The organism is Bradyrhizobium pachyrhizi, from assembly GCF_001189245.1.
GTDB lineage: Bacteria > Pseudomonadota > Alphaproteobacteria > Rhizobiales > Xanthobacteraceae > Bradyrhizobium > Bradyrhizobium pachyrhizi.
Map to the genome: position 1 here is coordinate 62,286 of NZ_LFIQ01000088.1, position 13,055 is coordinate 75,340.

At 65.5% G+C, this 13,055-nt stretch carries 12 protein-coding genes; 4 read left to right on the forward strand and 8 right to left on the reverse strand.

Annotated elements, in window-relative coordinates:
* Nucleotides 1-6: 6 nt before the first annotated feature.
* The 5 genes from AKL29_RS20630 to AKL29_RS20650 all read right to left on the reverse strand — a co-directional run bounded on the left by AKL29_RS20630 (nt 7) and on the right by AKL29_RS20650 (nt 5,588).
* A complete protein-coding gene (locus tag AKL29_RS20630; RefSeq protein WP_050385404.1) occupies nt 7-768 on the reverse strand; it encodes an ABC transporter permease in 762 nt (253 codons plus the stop codon).
* Nucleotides 765-1,688, reverse strand: a complete 924-nt coding sequence (locus AKL29_RS20635; RefSeq protein WP_050385405.1) for an ABC transporter ATP-binding protein — start codon at nt 1,686-1,688, stop codon at nt 765-767. Before AKL29_RS20635 ends, AKL29_RS20630 begins: the two co-directional genes overlap by 4 nt.
* Nucleotides 1,689-1,834: 146 nt before the next feature.
* Nucleotides 1,835-2,527, reverse strand: coding sequence for an OmpA family protein (locus tag AKL29_RS20640; protein WP_050385406.1), 693 nt, complete (start codon nt 2,525-2,527; stop codon nt 1,835-1,837).
* Entirely contained in the window at nt 2,524-2,937 is a 414-nt protein-coding gene (locus AKL29_RS20645; RefSeq protein ID WP_050385407.1) for a hypothetical protein, read from the reverse strand. Before AKL29_RS20645 ends, AKL29_RS20640 begins: the two co-directional genes overlap by 4 nt.
* A gap of 89 nt (nt 2,938-3,026) precedes the next feature.
* Complete coding sequence (locus tag AKL29_RS20650; RefSeq protein WP_050385408.1) at nt 3,027-5,588, reverse strand: ATP-dependent helicase; 2,562 nt, start codon at nt 5,586-5,588, stop codon at nt 3,027-3,029.
* 293 nt (nt 5,589-5,881) lie between these two features.
* On the opposite strand from AKL29_RS20650, the gene AKL29_RS40860 reads away from it, so the two are divergent.
* A complete protein-coding gene (locus tag AKL29_RS40860; RefSeq protein WP_016846258.1) occupies nt 5,882-6,055 on the forward strand; it encodes a DUF1328 domain-containing protein in 174 nt (57 codons plus the stop codon).
* Nucleotides 6,056-6,097: 42 nt separating this feature from the next.
* Here the strand turns inward: AKL29_RS40860 and AKL29_RS20655 are convergent, their stop codons facing one another.
* Entirely contained in the window at nt 6,098-6,586 is a 489-nt protein-coding gene (locus AKL29_RS20655; RefSeq protein WP_152977696.1) for a thioesterase family protein, read from the reverse strand.
* Nucleotides 6,587-6,746: 160 nt separating this feature from the next.
* Here AKL29_RS20655 and AKL29_RS20660 point away from each other — a divergent pair, with 160 nt between their 5' ends.
* The 3 genes from AKL29_RS20660 to AKL29_RS20670 all read left to right on the forward strand — a co-directional run bounded on the left by AKL29_RS20660 (nt 6,747) and on the right by AKL29_RS20670 (nt 10,316).
* Nucleotides 6,747-8,171, forward strand: coding sequence for an FAD-binding oxidoreductase (locus AKL29_RS20660; RefSeq protein WP_050385410.1), 1,425 nt, complete (start codon nt 6,747-6,749; stop codon nt 8,169-8,171).
* Between the two features lie 136 nt (nt 8,172-8,307).
* Nucleotides 8,308-9,687 (forward strand): Spy/CpxP family protein refolding chaperone, encoded by a 1,380-nt coding sequence (locus AKL29_RS20665; RefSeq protein ID WP_050385411.1) that lies wholly within the window; start codon nt 8,308-8,310, stop codon nt 9,685-9,687.
* 236 nt (nt 9,688-9,923) lie between these two features.
* On the forward strand, nt 9,924-10,316 hold the full coding sequence (locus tag AKL29_RS20670) for a hypothetical protein (RefSeq protein WP_028332513.1): 393 nt from the start codon (nt 9,924-9,926) through the stop codon (nt 10,314-10,316).
* Nucleotides 10,317-10,436: 120 nt separating this feature from the next.
* Here AKL29_RS20670 and AKL29_RS20675 read toward each other — a convergent pair whose 3' ends face one another.
* Nucleotides 10,437-12,125, reverse strand: coding sequence for a SulP family inorganic anion transporter (locus tag AKL29_RS20675; protein ID WP_050385412.1), 1,689 nt, complete (start codon nt 12,123-12,125; stop codon nt 10,437-10,439).
* 91 nt (nt 12,126-12,216) lie between these two features.
* On the reverse strand, nt 12,217-12,948 hold the full coding sequence (locus AKL29_RS20680; protein WP_152977690.1) for a cytochrome c biogenesis CcdA family protein: 732 nt from the start codon (nt 12,946-12,948) through the stop codon (nt 12,217-12,219).
* Nucleotides 12,949-13,055: the final 107 nt, after the last annotated feature.

Consider the following 13,055-nt stretch of genomic DNA (forward strand, 5'->3'; position numbering starts at 1 on the left):
AGCTTTTCAGTTCTTCAGCCGGTAGCCGGTTCTGAAGATCCACCCCACGATGGCCATGCAGGCGACCAGGAAGCCCACGGTCATGCCGAGACTCAGCGGCACGCTGACATCGGCGATCTCGTAGAAGCTCCAGCGGAAGCCGGAGATCAGATAGACCACGGGATTGAGCAGCGTGATGGTGCGCCAGCCCGACGGCAGCATGTTCACCGAATAGAAGCTGCCGCCGAGGAAGGTCAGCGGCGTCACCACCAGCATCGGGATCATCTGCAGCTTCTCGAAGCCGTCGGCCCAGATGCCGATGATGAAGCCGAACAGGCTGAAGGTGACCGCCGTCAGCACCAGGAACGTCAGCATCCACGCCGGATGCTGGATATGCAAGGGTACGAAAAGTCCGGCGGTCGCCAGGATGATGAGGCCGAGGATGATCGACTTGGTGGCGGCGGCGCCGACATAGCCGATGACGATCTCGAAATAGGAGATCGGCGCCGACAGGATCTCGTAGATCGTGCCGACGAATTTCGGGAAGTAGATGCCGAACGAGGCGTTGGAGATGCTCTGAGTCAGCACCGACAGCATCACGAGCCCCGGCACGATGAAGGTGCCGTAGCTGACGCCCTCGACCTCGGTGATGCGCGAGCCGATCGCGGCGCCGAACACCACGAAATACAGCGAGGTCGACACCACCGGCGAGACGATGCTCTGCAGCAGCGTGCGCCAGGTGCGCGCCATTTCGAACAGATAGATGGCCCGGATTGCGCGGTAGTTCATGGCGCCCTCACGAGGCTGACGAAGATGTCTTCGAGGGAGCTTTGTTTGGTATCGAGATCGGAGATGCGGATGCCGGCATTGCGGAGATCGTTGAGCAGGCTGGTGATGCCGGTGCGATCGCCCTTGGTATCGTAGTCGTAGGTCACGGTGCGGCCGTCGTCGGACAATTCGAGATTGTAGGCAGACAGAACATCGGGAATCGCCTCGAGCTTGTTCTGCAATTGCAGCGTCAGCTCCTTCCTGCCGAGCTTCTGCATCAAGGTCGCCTTGTCCTCGATCAGGATGATCTCGCCCTTGTTGATGACGCCGATGCGGTCGGCCATCTCCTCGGCTTCCTCGATGTAGTGCGTGGTGAGGATGATGGTGACGCCGGAAGCCTGCAGCGTGCGGACCACTTCCCACATGCCCTTGCGCAATTCGACGTCGACGCCGGCGGTCGGCTCGTCGAGGAACAGGATCTGCGGTTCGTGCGACAGCGCCTTGGCGATCATCACGCGGCGCTTCATGCCGCCGGACAGCGTGATGATCTTGTCGTCCTTCTTGTCCCACAGCGACAGGTCGCGCAGCACCTTCTCGATATGGGCGGCGTTCTTCGGCTTGCCGAACAGGCCGCGGCTGAAGCTGACGGTCGCCCACACCGACTCGAACGCGTCGGTGTGCAGCTCCTGCGGAACCAGCCCGATCATCGACCGCGCCGCGCGATAGTCGGCGATGATGTCGTGCCCGCCGATCGTGATGCGGCCCTCGCTCGGATTGGCGATGCCGCAGATGATGCTGATCAGCGTGGTCTTGCCGGCGCCGTTCGGCCCGAGCAGCGCGAAGATCTCGCCTTTGACGATATCGAGATTGATGCCCTTCAGCGCCTTGAAGCCGGAGCCATAGGTTTTCGAAAGATTGGATACGGAGATGATCGGCGACATGGAGAGTCGGTGAGCGTGAGGGAGGGGGCGCGCGCGGATTGGGGCCCGGGCGGGATGCGGGTCAAGCGCAGATAGGGACGTATGATCCGTTCTGCAATCACCCGCCGGGGCAGAAATTTATTCCGCGGCGTGGCGGAAATGCTGCTTCAGTGCTTCTTGGCTGACTTCGCCGGCTTCTTGGCGGCGGCCGCCGGGGCAGGGTGCGCGGGCGGCGCGCTGTCGGCGACCTTCGCGACCAGCATGATCTGCACCTGGTTGTTGACCGGCGCGTTGGGTTTGGTCGGGTCGAGCAACTGCTCTTCGCCAAGCCCGACCGATTGCAGGCGCTTCGCGGTGATCTTGAAGGTGTTGACCAGGATGTCGCGGATCGCGTCGGCGCGCCGCTGGCTCAGCAGCACATTGTTCTCGCGTCGTCCGGTCGATTCGATGTGGCCGACGATCAGGAAGGTGTAGGGCAGCAGCGAGGAGTGCGTCAGTGCATCGGCGATCCGCCCGACCGTCTGATACGATTCCGGCAGCACGATCGGCGTGTCGACGTCGAACGCGATGTCGACGTTGAACGTCGGCAGCTTGGTCAGATCGGGAGCGATCGGCGGCCGCTTCGAGGGCGGCGGCTCGTTCTTCGATCGCGACTTCGATCGTTCGGCCACCTGCTGGCGCAGCGCGGGGACATCGATCTCGGCATCTGTCTCGTAACGATTGAGCTTGGCGATGACGTCGTCGCGCGTGATGGCGGTCTGTGCACGCCCCAGTGCAATCGGCATCACCAGCAAAGCCAGCGTGCCCAGCAGGGCCAAAAGGCCAGGATCGCGCAAGCCTCGCCTCGACAGCCGCATCATTGATACCCCGCGTCATTGATCGCCTGGGTGCAGTTGCGGCTGAGGCCTTTGGCGCTGACGAGGCAGGGCACCGACTTGCTGGTCTCCTTGGTCGAGCCGCCGCAAACCTTGACGATCTCGCGGGTGCAGGCATTCGCAACGGTGACGCGCGCTGCGATCCGCTTCTGGATCGCATCGAGGGTGGAGAAGTAGCTCTCCTTGCACTGTGGCGATATCACGTCGCGGTTGCGCGACAGGCATTCCTTGAGGCGGTTGGAGTCGAGATTGACGCCGCGGCAGTTGGCGGTGATGTCGGCGCCGCAGGCCTTGGCCAGTTGCGCTGCAGAATCGCCAAAGCTCATCGTCTCCGCGACCGCCAGCGACGGCGCAGTGAGCGCAATGATAAAAAGGAAAAACCTCCCCCGGACCATGGGGCCATCTCAACCCATGAAATCAACTGGGGTCAAGGGCTACCAACAGAGAAGGCCGCCAAAGAAGGCCGCCAAAGAAGGTCGCTATGTCACACCCGTTCCACAAAGCTGTCGACCACCTTCTTCTCGCCGGCCTTTTCGAAGGCGATGGTCAGCTTGTTGCCGTCGATCTTCACCACATGGCCGTAGCCGAATTTCTGGTGAAATACCCGGTCGTCCAGCGAAAAATCCGACGTTGTGCCGGTGGACTTCGCCACCAGCTCGCCCTCGATCACGACAGGGCCGCGCTTGGTGCGATTGAAGCTTTCGGAGGAAAAGGAGGATTGCCGCTCCTCGAAGCCGCTGCCGCTACGGCCCCCGCCGCGGTTGCGGTTGGCCTGGGCGCGCTGCCAGCCCGGGGTCGAATAGCTCGAGCCGAATGATTCGAGGTTGTCGAAGCGCGAGGCGCCGTAGCCGCCGCTGCCCCAGCCCGATCCGCCCTTGGATTCGGTGATCTCGACATTGTGCGCCGGCAGCTCGTCGAGGAAGCGCGAGGGGATCGTGGTCGACCAGGTGCCATGGATGCGGCGGTTGGTGGCGAAATAGATCTTGGCGCGGCGGCGCGCGCGGGTCAGCCCGACATGGGCGAGGCGGCGCTCCTCCTCGAGCCCGGCGCGGCCCTGTTCGTCCAGCGTGCGCTGGCTCGGAAACAGGCCTTCCTCCCAGCCCGGCAGGAACACGTTGTCGAATTCCAGCCCCTTCGCCGAATGCAGCGTCATCAGCGACACCGCCTCGTCGCCGCCATCGCCGTCGCGGTCCATCACCAGCGAGATGTGTTCGAGAAACCCTTGCAGGTTCTCGAATTCCTCCATAGAGCGCACCAGCTCCTTGAGGTTCTCCAGCCGGCCGGCGGCATCAGCCGAGCGGTCCTTCTGCCACATCTCGGTGTAGCCGCTCTCGTCGAGCACGATCTCGGCGAGCTCGGTATGCGAGGTGACCTCGCGCTGGGCGCGCCAGCGGTCGAACTGCATGACGAGATCGCGCAAGGAGCCGCGCGCCTTCGGCTTCAGCTCGTCGGTCTCGACCACGGCGCGCGCCGCCTCGAACAGCGGAATGCGGCGCTTGCGGGCATGGTCGTGCAGCAGCTGCACGGTGGCGTCGCCGAGTCCCCGTTTGGGCACGTTGACGATGCGCTCGAAGGCGAGATCGTCGGCCGGCGAATTGATGGTGCGCAAATAGGCCAGCGCATCGCGGATTTCGGCGCGCTCGTAGAATCGGGGGCCGCCGATCACGCGGTAGGGCAGGCCGAGCGTGACGAAGCGGTCTTCGAACTCGCGCATCTGGAACGAGGCGCGCACCAGGATGGCGACGTCGTTGAGGTTTTCACCTGTGCGCTGCAGCTCCTCGAGCTCCTCGCCGATCGCGCGCGCTTCCTCTTCCGAATCCCAGGAGCCGGTGACGGTGACCTTCTCGCCGTCGACATCCTCGGTGCGCAGCGTCTTGCCGAGCCGGCCTTCATTATGCGCGATCAGATGCGAGGCCGCGGCCAGGATGTGGCCGGTGGAGCGGTAATTGCGCTCGAGGCGGATGACCTTGGCGCCGGGGAAATCGTGCTCGAAGCGCAGGATGTTGTCGACCTCGGCGCCGCGCCAGCCATAGATCGACTGGTCGTCGTCGCCGACGCAGCAGATGTTCTTCGGTGGCGAGGCGGAGGCTGCAGCCGCGTTCTCCGTCATTCCGGGATGCGCCGTAGGGGCAGACCCGGAATCTCGAGCTGAGTCCTCATGACCTCTGGATTCCGGGTTCGCATCTTCGATGCGCCCCGGAATGACGTCGGCAAGGCGACGCTCCGGCCGCGACGGCGCCTGCGACAGCAGGCGCAGCCACAGATACTGCGCGACGTTGGTGTCCTGATATTCGTCGACCAGGATGAACCTGAAGCGGTTCTGGTACTGCCGCAGCACATCGGGATTTTCGCGGAACAGCCGGATGTTCTCGAGCAGCAGGTCGCCGAAATCGGCCGCGTTGAGGATCTTCAATCGCTCCTGATAGGTCGCGTAGATCTTGCCGCCCTTGCCGTTGCCGAACGAGGCGGCTTCGCCCGCCGGCACCTGCGACGGCGACAATCCGCGGTTCTTCCAGCCGTCGATCAGGCCGGCCAGCATCCGCGCGGGCCAGCGCTTGTCGTCGATGTTCTCGGCCTGCAGCAATTGCTTCAACAGCCGCACCTGGTCGTCGACGTCGAGCACCGTGAAGTTGGATTTCAGCTGCACCAGCTCGGCATGGATGCGCAGGATGCGGCCGCCGATCGAGTGGAAGGTGCCGAGCCACGGCATGCCCTCGACCGCCTGGCCGAGCATCTGCCCGAGCCGCAGCTTCATCTCGCGCGCTGCCTTGTTGGTGAAGGTCACCGACAGGATCTCGTGCGGCCGCGCGCGGCCCTGGCTCAGGATATGCGCGATGCGCGTCGTCAGGACGCGTGTCTTGCCGGTGCCGGCGCCGGCAAGCACCAGCACCGGACCGTCGAGCGTCTCGACCGCCTCGCGCTGCTCCGGATTGAGGCCGTTCAGATATTGCGGACCGGCCGCCGCCCGCGCACGCGCGGCGATGCCGCCAGCCGCCGGCTGGTGCTCGGGAACGTCGTGATGGGGCAATTTGTTCGGCTCGGTCATTGGCGAATCGTCTCGGCCCCACGATGGCACCGCAGGATGGTGAAGGGGAGCCTTCTTAACAGGGATTGAAGGCCATATAGGGCCTGATCGGCCGTTTTGACAGGTTTTATCGCGGCTGACGGGAACGCTTTTGGCAGCAGCCCGCACTCGATCCCGGTTCCGGAAATCGGCGAAAATTTCGCGGTTTCATGCTCAGGAACCAGCATTTCCCCGCCGGATTGTTTCAACGGGTGCGGCGCCGGGCAGAGGTCCGCGCCAAGCAACAACAGGGAAAACGAAGCGGAGTTTTGATCATGCTGAGCTGGGTCGTCACGTTCCTGGTCATCGCCCTGATCGCGGGCATTTTGGGCTTTGGCGGCATCGCCGGCGCCTCCGTCGAAATCGCCAAGGCGATCTTCTTCATCGCCGTCATCCTGTTTCTGGTGTCGGCGGTGGTCGGATTGGTGCGCGGTCGCACCAGGGTCTAGCGGAGGCCGCCAACCGGCGGCCGCTTCGCTTGCAACGCCATGCTACTTCGCCGAGGGCATCGCCACGTTGCGGCCGATGCCCTCGGGACGCGATACGCCCGCATAGCTGTCCACGATCGCTTGTGCGCGGGCGCGGATATCGGGCGGAAACGGCGCCACCTTGCGCGCCTCCATGTCGATGTGCAGCGTGAGGTTTTCCGAGGTCGCGGAGAGCCAGCCTTCGGTGGCATGGCGCAGCTCCTCAAATGTGTGCAGCCGCTTCTCGTCGGCGCCGAGCAGGTAGACCTGGACTTGCACGGGATCGCCGAGATGAATCTCCCTGAGATAGCGGACGTGGCACTCGGCGGTGAAGGTCGAGCAGTGCCGCGCCTTCATGTAGTCCGGCCCGATGCCGAGTTGCAGCCACATCTCGTCGATGGCGCGGTCGAACATCACATTGTAGTACGCCATGTTGAGATGGCCGTTGTAGTCGATCCATTGCGGCTCGATCTGCATCACCGAGGATCTGAACGGGGCAGATGGAAGCGGCATCTCGCTGGTGGCAGTCGCTGAAGTCATGATCCGTCCCCGGTTCGTTGGCGTTCGAGCATGAGCTTTTCTGTGACTCCGGCGTCCACTTTTTCAAGTCAGGCTCTCTTGACCCCTTATACAAGCTTTGCCACGGTCGGCTAAAGGTGGGAGGAAATTTGACGTGGCGACAACGATTTCGGGCAATGTGACGCGACCTGATCCGCAGGCCCTGAAGCGCGCGATCGACGCGCTGGCGGCGCGGTTTGGCAACCGGCTCGTCACGTCGCAGGCGGTGCGCGAACAGCACGCCCATACCACCACATGGCTGCCGACCCAGCCGCCGGACGCTGTCGTGATGGCGCAGGAAACCGCCGACATCCAGGACGTGGTACGAATCTGCGCCGCCAATCGCGTGCCGGTCATCGCCTTCGGTACCGGAACCTCGCTCGAGGGTCAGGTCAACGCGCCCGCGGGCGGCATCTGCATCGATCTGCGCGACATGAACAAGGTGCTTGAGGTCCATGCCGAGGACCTCGACTGCGTGATCCAGCCCGGCGTGACGCGGAAGGCGCTCAACGAGCATCTGCGCGACCAGGGCCTGTTCTTTCCGATCGATCCCGGCGCCGACGCCTCGCTCGGCGGCATGACCTCGACCCGTGCCTCCGGCACCAACGCGGTGCGCTACGGCACCATGCGCGAGAACGTGCTGGCGCTGAAGGTGGTGCGCGGCGACGGCGAGATCATCACGACCGGCACGCGCGCCAAGAAGTCGTCGGCCGGTTACGACCTGACGCATCTGTTCGTCGGCGCCGAAGGCACGCTCGGCATCATCTCCGAACTGACCATCCGTCTGCGCGGCATTCCCGACACGATCGCGGCGGCGGCCTGTTCGTTCGACACGGTGCGTGGCGCCTGCCAGGCCACGATCCTCGCGATCCAGACCGGCATTCCGGTCGCCCGGATCGAGCTGCTCAATGCCGCGCAGGTGAAAGCCTGCAACAGCTATTCGAAGCTGTCGCTGCCGGAGACGCCGCTGCTGCTGCTGGAATTCCACGGCAGCGAGGTCGAGGTCGCCGAGCAGTCGAAGAATTTCCGCGACATCGCCGCCGAATGCGGCGGCGGCGACTTCACCTGGACCACCAAGCCTGAAGACCGGTCCAAGCTGTGGCAGGCCCGGCACGACGCCTACTGGTCGGTGAAGGCGCTGCGACCCGGCGACAGTATCGGCGTGGTCGCGACCGACGTCTGCGTGCCGATCTCGCGGCTCGCCGACTGCGTCACGGAGACCGAGGAGGATCTGCAGCGGCTCAACCTGCTGTCGCCGATCGTCGGCCATGTCGGCGACGGCAATTTCCACTGCTCGCTGCTCTGCGACGTCAACGACAAGGGCGAGATGGCGCGCGGCGAGGAGTTCATGCACCGCCTGGTCGAGCGCGCCCAGGCCATGGGCGGCACCTGCACCGGCGAGCATGGCATCGGGCAGGGCAAGCAGAAATACTTGCAGGCCGAGCTCGGCCCGGAGGCGCTCGACGCGATGCGGGCGCTGAAGCAGGCACTCGACCCGCAAAACATCTTCAATCCCGGAAAGATCGTCCCGGCCGCCTGAGGCGTCGTCACGCCGCGCAGCGTTCGCGAGCCCGCGGGCGGCGCGTTTCACGCGCGGAACTTTTCCGCCCGCCCGGCGTCTCTCTTGTGCTGCACTGTGTTGCCGCGACGTGTGTGGTGCGCGGAGGGAGGACGTCGTGATCGGACGGGCAATCGGAATTGCGGTCGTGGTGCTTGCGATGGCGCTGTCGGGCGACGCGATCGCCCGAGGCGGCGGTGGGCATGGTGGCGGCCATGGCGGAGGGCATGGCGGCGGCCATGGACATGGCGGTGGCCATGGGCACGGTGGTGGCCATGGACGTGGCGGGCATGGCTTCGGCCACATGCATTTCGGCGGCGGCCATCATGGCGGGTTCGGCCGCTCGCATGCGATCTCGCGATCAGGCTTCGCCGGCCACGGCGCCTTCGCATCGCGCGGGGGCGGCAATTTCGGCCGGATGCGCAATGCCGCAATCGCGCCAGGCCATATGCGCAATGCGTTCAGCTCGCTGTCGCGCAACGGCGCATTGCGCAACGGCCGGCTGTTGAGCAACCCGGCGGCGCGTGCGCAGATCGCCGCCGCCGCGGCGCTCGCCGGCTGGCACGGCGGGACTGTCGCCAACGGCTGGTGGCAGCATCCCGGCGGCGGCTATGGCTGGGTCGGCCCGCTGTTCTGGCCGTTCGCGTACAACGACATCTACGACTACGCGATCTGGGGCGACGACATCGGATTCTGGGGCTACGGCTATCCGGACATCTATGCCGGCATCTTCGGGCCTTATGGGTATGACGATCTCAGGGGCTATCTGCCGGAACGCCGGACGGGCCGCCGTTACCGCGGCGGCGGGCGCATCGAGCAGATGTGCGGCAATGACAGCCGTTCGGTCGCCGGCCTGCCGGTAGATCAGATCGCGGATACGGTGCAGCCGACCGAAGCGCAATCGGCGGCGCTCGGCGAGCTCGGCAACGCGTCGCTTGCGGCTGCCCAGGTCATTCGCGCGGCATGTCCCGCGCAGGTGGTGTTGACGGCGCCGAACCGGCTCGCCGCCATGCAGCAGCGGATCGAAGCGATGGTCACCGCGGTCGGAATCGTGAAGCCTCCGATGGAGAAGTTCTACGGCCTGCTCGATGACGAGCAGAAAGCGCGGCTCAACGCGCTCGCCGAGAACCAGCGCAAGGAAGCCGCGGCGCGCGATCCGAACGCGACGGTCGCCCAGAGCTGCGGCGCCGCACAGCCGGCCATGCAGGAGTGGCCGACCGGCGAGATCGAGACGCGGCTGCAGCTCAGCGACGCCCAGCGCGGTGCGCTTCAGGCACTGCAGGATGCCAGCGCCGACGCCGCGCGGAAGCTGAAGGCTGCGTGCCAGACCAACGAGGCGATGACCCCGCCCGCACGTCTTGCCTTCGTTGCCAGGCGGCTCGACGTCATGCTGCAGGCGGTCAAGGATGTCCGCGCCGCGCTTGAGAATTTCTACGCCACGCTCAGCGATGAGCAAAAAGCACAGTTCGAGGCGATCGGGCCGAAACGATCGGCTTAGAGCCTCGTCGGTTCGCGTGAAAACGCGGCAAGCAAAAGCCCCGCAGCCTCGGCTCTGACGCAATCAGAACCGAAACGGGCTTTATTCCATGAGTTCGACATCAATTCGCGCGCGGATCCGCCGCGGGTGTGGCTGCCGGGCCATAGTGTGCACCTCTTGCTCGGCACCGAGTCGACTCTGCGGTTCACAGGTTGCGCCAAGGCCAGCTATGTTTGCCGTGCTTTCAAGGTGCGGCGATGTGGTGGTTCAGCAAGGACGAGCACAAGGATATCTGGGACGATCCCGTCGCGCACCCGCTCGGCGACATCGAAGCTGCGCAGCGGATCCGTGCGATCTGCCGCGATGCCGCCGGCTGTGCCGAGGCGGTCGGCTCGCCGGACAAGCGTTCAGCGAAGAAGCAGCAGATCGAGCGTGATCGCTACGAGCGTGCAGCCAAGGTCGCGATGGAGACCGCGATGAAGATCTCCGACGAGCTGGTGCGGGATTCCGCGGTGCGCGAGATCGTCGGTCTCTGCATGAAGGCCAATAACATCAAGACGGGGCGAGCGCTGCTGCGCGCCATCCACGCCGGCTCGATCAAGGCGGAAGTTTTGAGGGAGCATCCGACGCTCGAGGGCGAGCAGGCCTGAGGCCGTCCGGTAGCCCGGATGGAGCGTAAGCGAAATCCGGGACGGTTCATCAACGCGCGAGAGAATCCCGGATTGCGCTTCGCTCCATCCGGGCTACGCAGCCAGTGATCTCATCAACCTCTACGCCTGCCCGCCGAGCGTGCGGACCGCTTCGTCGACGCTGTGGAAGACATGGTCCCGCGGCAACACCTCGTAGAGATCGAAGCGCTCGAAGGCGTCCTGCGCGCGCTCGGATTCGAGCCGCGCTATCGCCACCGTCACGCCGTTGCCGCGGCATTCGCGGAACAGATCGCGCAGCGCCTGCGCCGCTGTGAAATCAATCTCGATCATGCCGCTGGCCTCGATCACCAGCAGCCGCGGCTTGGGTGTCGCCCCGCCGATGGTCTTGAGCACGCCGCTGTGGAAGCTCTCCGCGTTGAGGAACGACAACGGCGCCTGCAGGCCGACGACGGCAATGCCGGGCGTGCGCTCGCCGGTGACGTGCGGGCCCGTCGGCCACCAGATCGTGGTACCGGGCACATGGACGAATTCGGCAAGCTGGCCGCGCGTGGTGGTCCAGATCCCGTGCAGCAGCGACAAGGCGATGCCGACGGCGACGCCTTGCTCGATCGGCAGCACGATGATCGCGGCCGCGGTCGCCACCACCAGCAGGAATTCATAGAACGACTGGCGGAAGATCGCGACGATCTGCTTCACGCGGATGATGCGCAGCGCGACGAACAGCAGGACGCCGCCGAGCGCCGTGTCGGGCACGTGCCGCAGCAGCGTCGCGCCGAAGGCGAGCAGCGCAAGCACGATAGCCGCGGCAAACAGCCCCGAGAGCTGCGTGCGTCCGCCGGTCTCCGACACGATGCCGGTCCGCGGTGGGCTGGCGTTGACCGGAAAGGCGCCGAGCAGCCCGGACAGCAGGCTGCCGGCACCGGCGCCGAGGAAGTCGCGATCGACGTCGGCCGGCTTGTCCGGATCGGACAGGAACGAGCGCGTCGTCGCCGCGGTCTGCACCATGACGACAACCGCGATCAGGATCGCCAGCGACAACAGTTTGATCCATCGCTCCGGCGCGATGTCCGGAAACGATGGCGTCGGCAGCGTCCCGGGCACGGTGCCGACCACCCTGACGCCCTTGCTTTCGAGATGGCCGGCGATCACGGCGACGGTGGCCACGACAAGGCCGATCAGCGCGCCCGGAATGCGTGCGCTGATCTTCTCCGATCCGGCGACCAGCGCCAGCACGCCGAGGCCGATCGCCAGCGTGTAGAAATTGGTTTGACCGATCTTCTCGGTGAGCACTCCGAGCTTGTAGAGCGTCGGCCCGTCCGGCGTGGTCAGGCCGAGCACGCCGGGCAATTGCGAGACCAGGATGTGGACCGAGATGCCGGCGAGGAAGCCGACCGTCACCGGCGTCGACAGCAAATTGGCGATCCAGCCGAGCTTGAACAGGCTGCCGGCGATCATGATCGCGCCGACCATCAGCGCCAGCGCCATCGCCAGTGCCTGATAGTCCGGCGAGCCGGGGGTCGCCATCAGCGCGAGGCCGCCGGCGAAGATCGGCGTGATCGTGGAGTCGGCGCCGCAGGACAGGAAGCGGTTTGCGCCGAACATCGCAAAGCCGAGCGAGCCGGCCATGAAGGCGAAGAAGCCGATCTGCGGCGAGAAGCCGCCGAGCCGCGCGGTCGCCATCTGCTCCGGGATCGCAATCGCGGCGAGCGTCAGCCCGGCGATCAGGTCACCCGGCAGGTCGCTTGGCCGGAACGCCCTGAGCGAACGGAAGATCGGCCAGCTGGCGCGCGTCTGACGATCCTGGCCCATCGGTGCCCCGTGAGGATTGCGGCGATTCCCCGATAGTCCGACATCGCGCGGCCAAAAGCCAGCCGACGGCAGCCTGGGCTGGCGCGCAGGCCTAGCCGATATTTTGCAGCGCCGGGAAGGTTTCCAGCAGCCAGACGCTGACGCTCGAGACTGCGCCGGTCAGGAAGCCGATGCCGGTGACCACCATCAGCACGCCCATCACCCGCTCGACGGTGTCGAGATGGCGCTTCATCCGCGCGAACAGCGAGGAGAACTGCTTGACCATGAAGGCCGCGAGCAGGAACGGGATGCCGAGCCCGGCGGAATAGACCGCGAGCAGGCCGGCGCCCTTTGTCACCGTGGCCTCCGCGGCCGCGATCGAGAGGATCGCGGCGAGGATCGGCCCGATGCATGGCGTCCAGCCGAAGGCGAAGGCCAGGCCCATGACGTAGGCGCCCCACAGCCCGATCGGCTTCGGCGCGGTCAGCCGGCCCTCGCGCATCAGCAGGCCGATCCGGGTCACGCCGAGGAAGTGCAGGCCCATGATGATGATGACGATGCCCGCCAGGATCGAGAGCTCGGCCGACCAGGCGCGCACCAGCCCGCCGACGAAGGACGCGCTGGCGCCGAGCGCGACGAACACGGTGGAGAAGCCGAGCACGAACATCAGCGCCGCCGTCATCACCGCGCGCTTGGAGGCCGCGGTGGCGCCGTCCTGGTTGACCTGCTCGATGGTCGCGCCGGTCAAATAGATCAGATAGGGCGGCACCAGCGGCAGCACGCAGGGCGAGAGGAAGCTGACCAGGCCGGCGATCAGGGCCGCCGGGATCGAGACGTCGTGCATCAATGAAACCTTCGCAGAATAGCGCTCCTGTCTTGGCGTCTACGCGGCCAACAATCCAGAAGTTTCGTCGTCGCAGCCTTCAACTATGGTCACAGGCCCGTGTGCGG

What these genes read in the sequence shown, in the direction of transcription:
- AKL29_RS20670 (WP_028332513.1), top strand. Translation starts at nt 9,924, where the DNA reads ATGTGGTGGTTCAGCAAGGACGAGCACAAGGATATCTGGGACGATCCC.
- AKL29_RS20655 (WP_152977696.1), bottom strand. Translation starts at nt 6,586, where the DNA reads ATGCCGCTTCCATCTGCCCCGTTCAGATCCTCGGTGATGCAGATCGAG.
- AKL29_RS20675 (WP_050385412.1), bottom strand. Translation starts at nt 12,125, where the DNA reads ATGGGCCAGGATCGTCAGACGCGCGCCAGCTGGCCGATCTTCCGTTCG.
- AKL29_RS40860 (WP_016846258.1), top strand. Translation starts at nt 5,882, where the DNA reads ATGCTGAGCTGGGTCGTCACGTTCCTGGTCATCGCCCTGATCGCGGGC.
- AKL29_RS20650 (WP_050385408.1), bottom strand. Translation starts at nt 5,588, where the DNA reads ATGACCGAGCCGAACAAATTGCCCCATCACGACGTTCCCGAGCACCAG.
- AKL29_RS20645 (WP_050385407.1), bottom strand. Translation starts at nt 2,937, where the DNA reads ATGGTCCGGGGGAGGTTTTTCCTTTTTATCATTGCGCTCACTGCGCCG.
- AKL29_RS20680 (WP_152977690.1), bottom strand. Translation starts at nt 12,948, where the DNA reads ATGCACGACGTCTCGATCCCGGCGGCCCTGATCGCCGGCCTGGTCAGC.
- AKL29_RS20635 (WP_050385405.1), bottom strand. Translation starts at nt 1,688, where the DNA reads ATGTCGCCGATCATCTCCGTATCCAATCTTTCGAAAACCTATGGCTCC.
- AKL29_RS20630 (WP_050385404.1), bottom strand. Translation starts at nt 768, where the DNA reads ATGAACTACCGCGCAATCCGGGCCATCTATCTGTTCGAAATGGCGCGC.
- AKL29_RS20640 (WP_050385406.1), bottom strand. Translation starts at nt 2,527, where the DNA reads ATGATGCGGCTGTCGAGGCGAGGCTTGCGCGATCCTGGCCTTTTGGCC.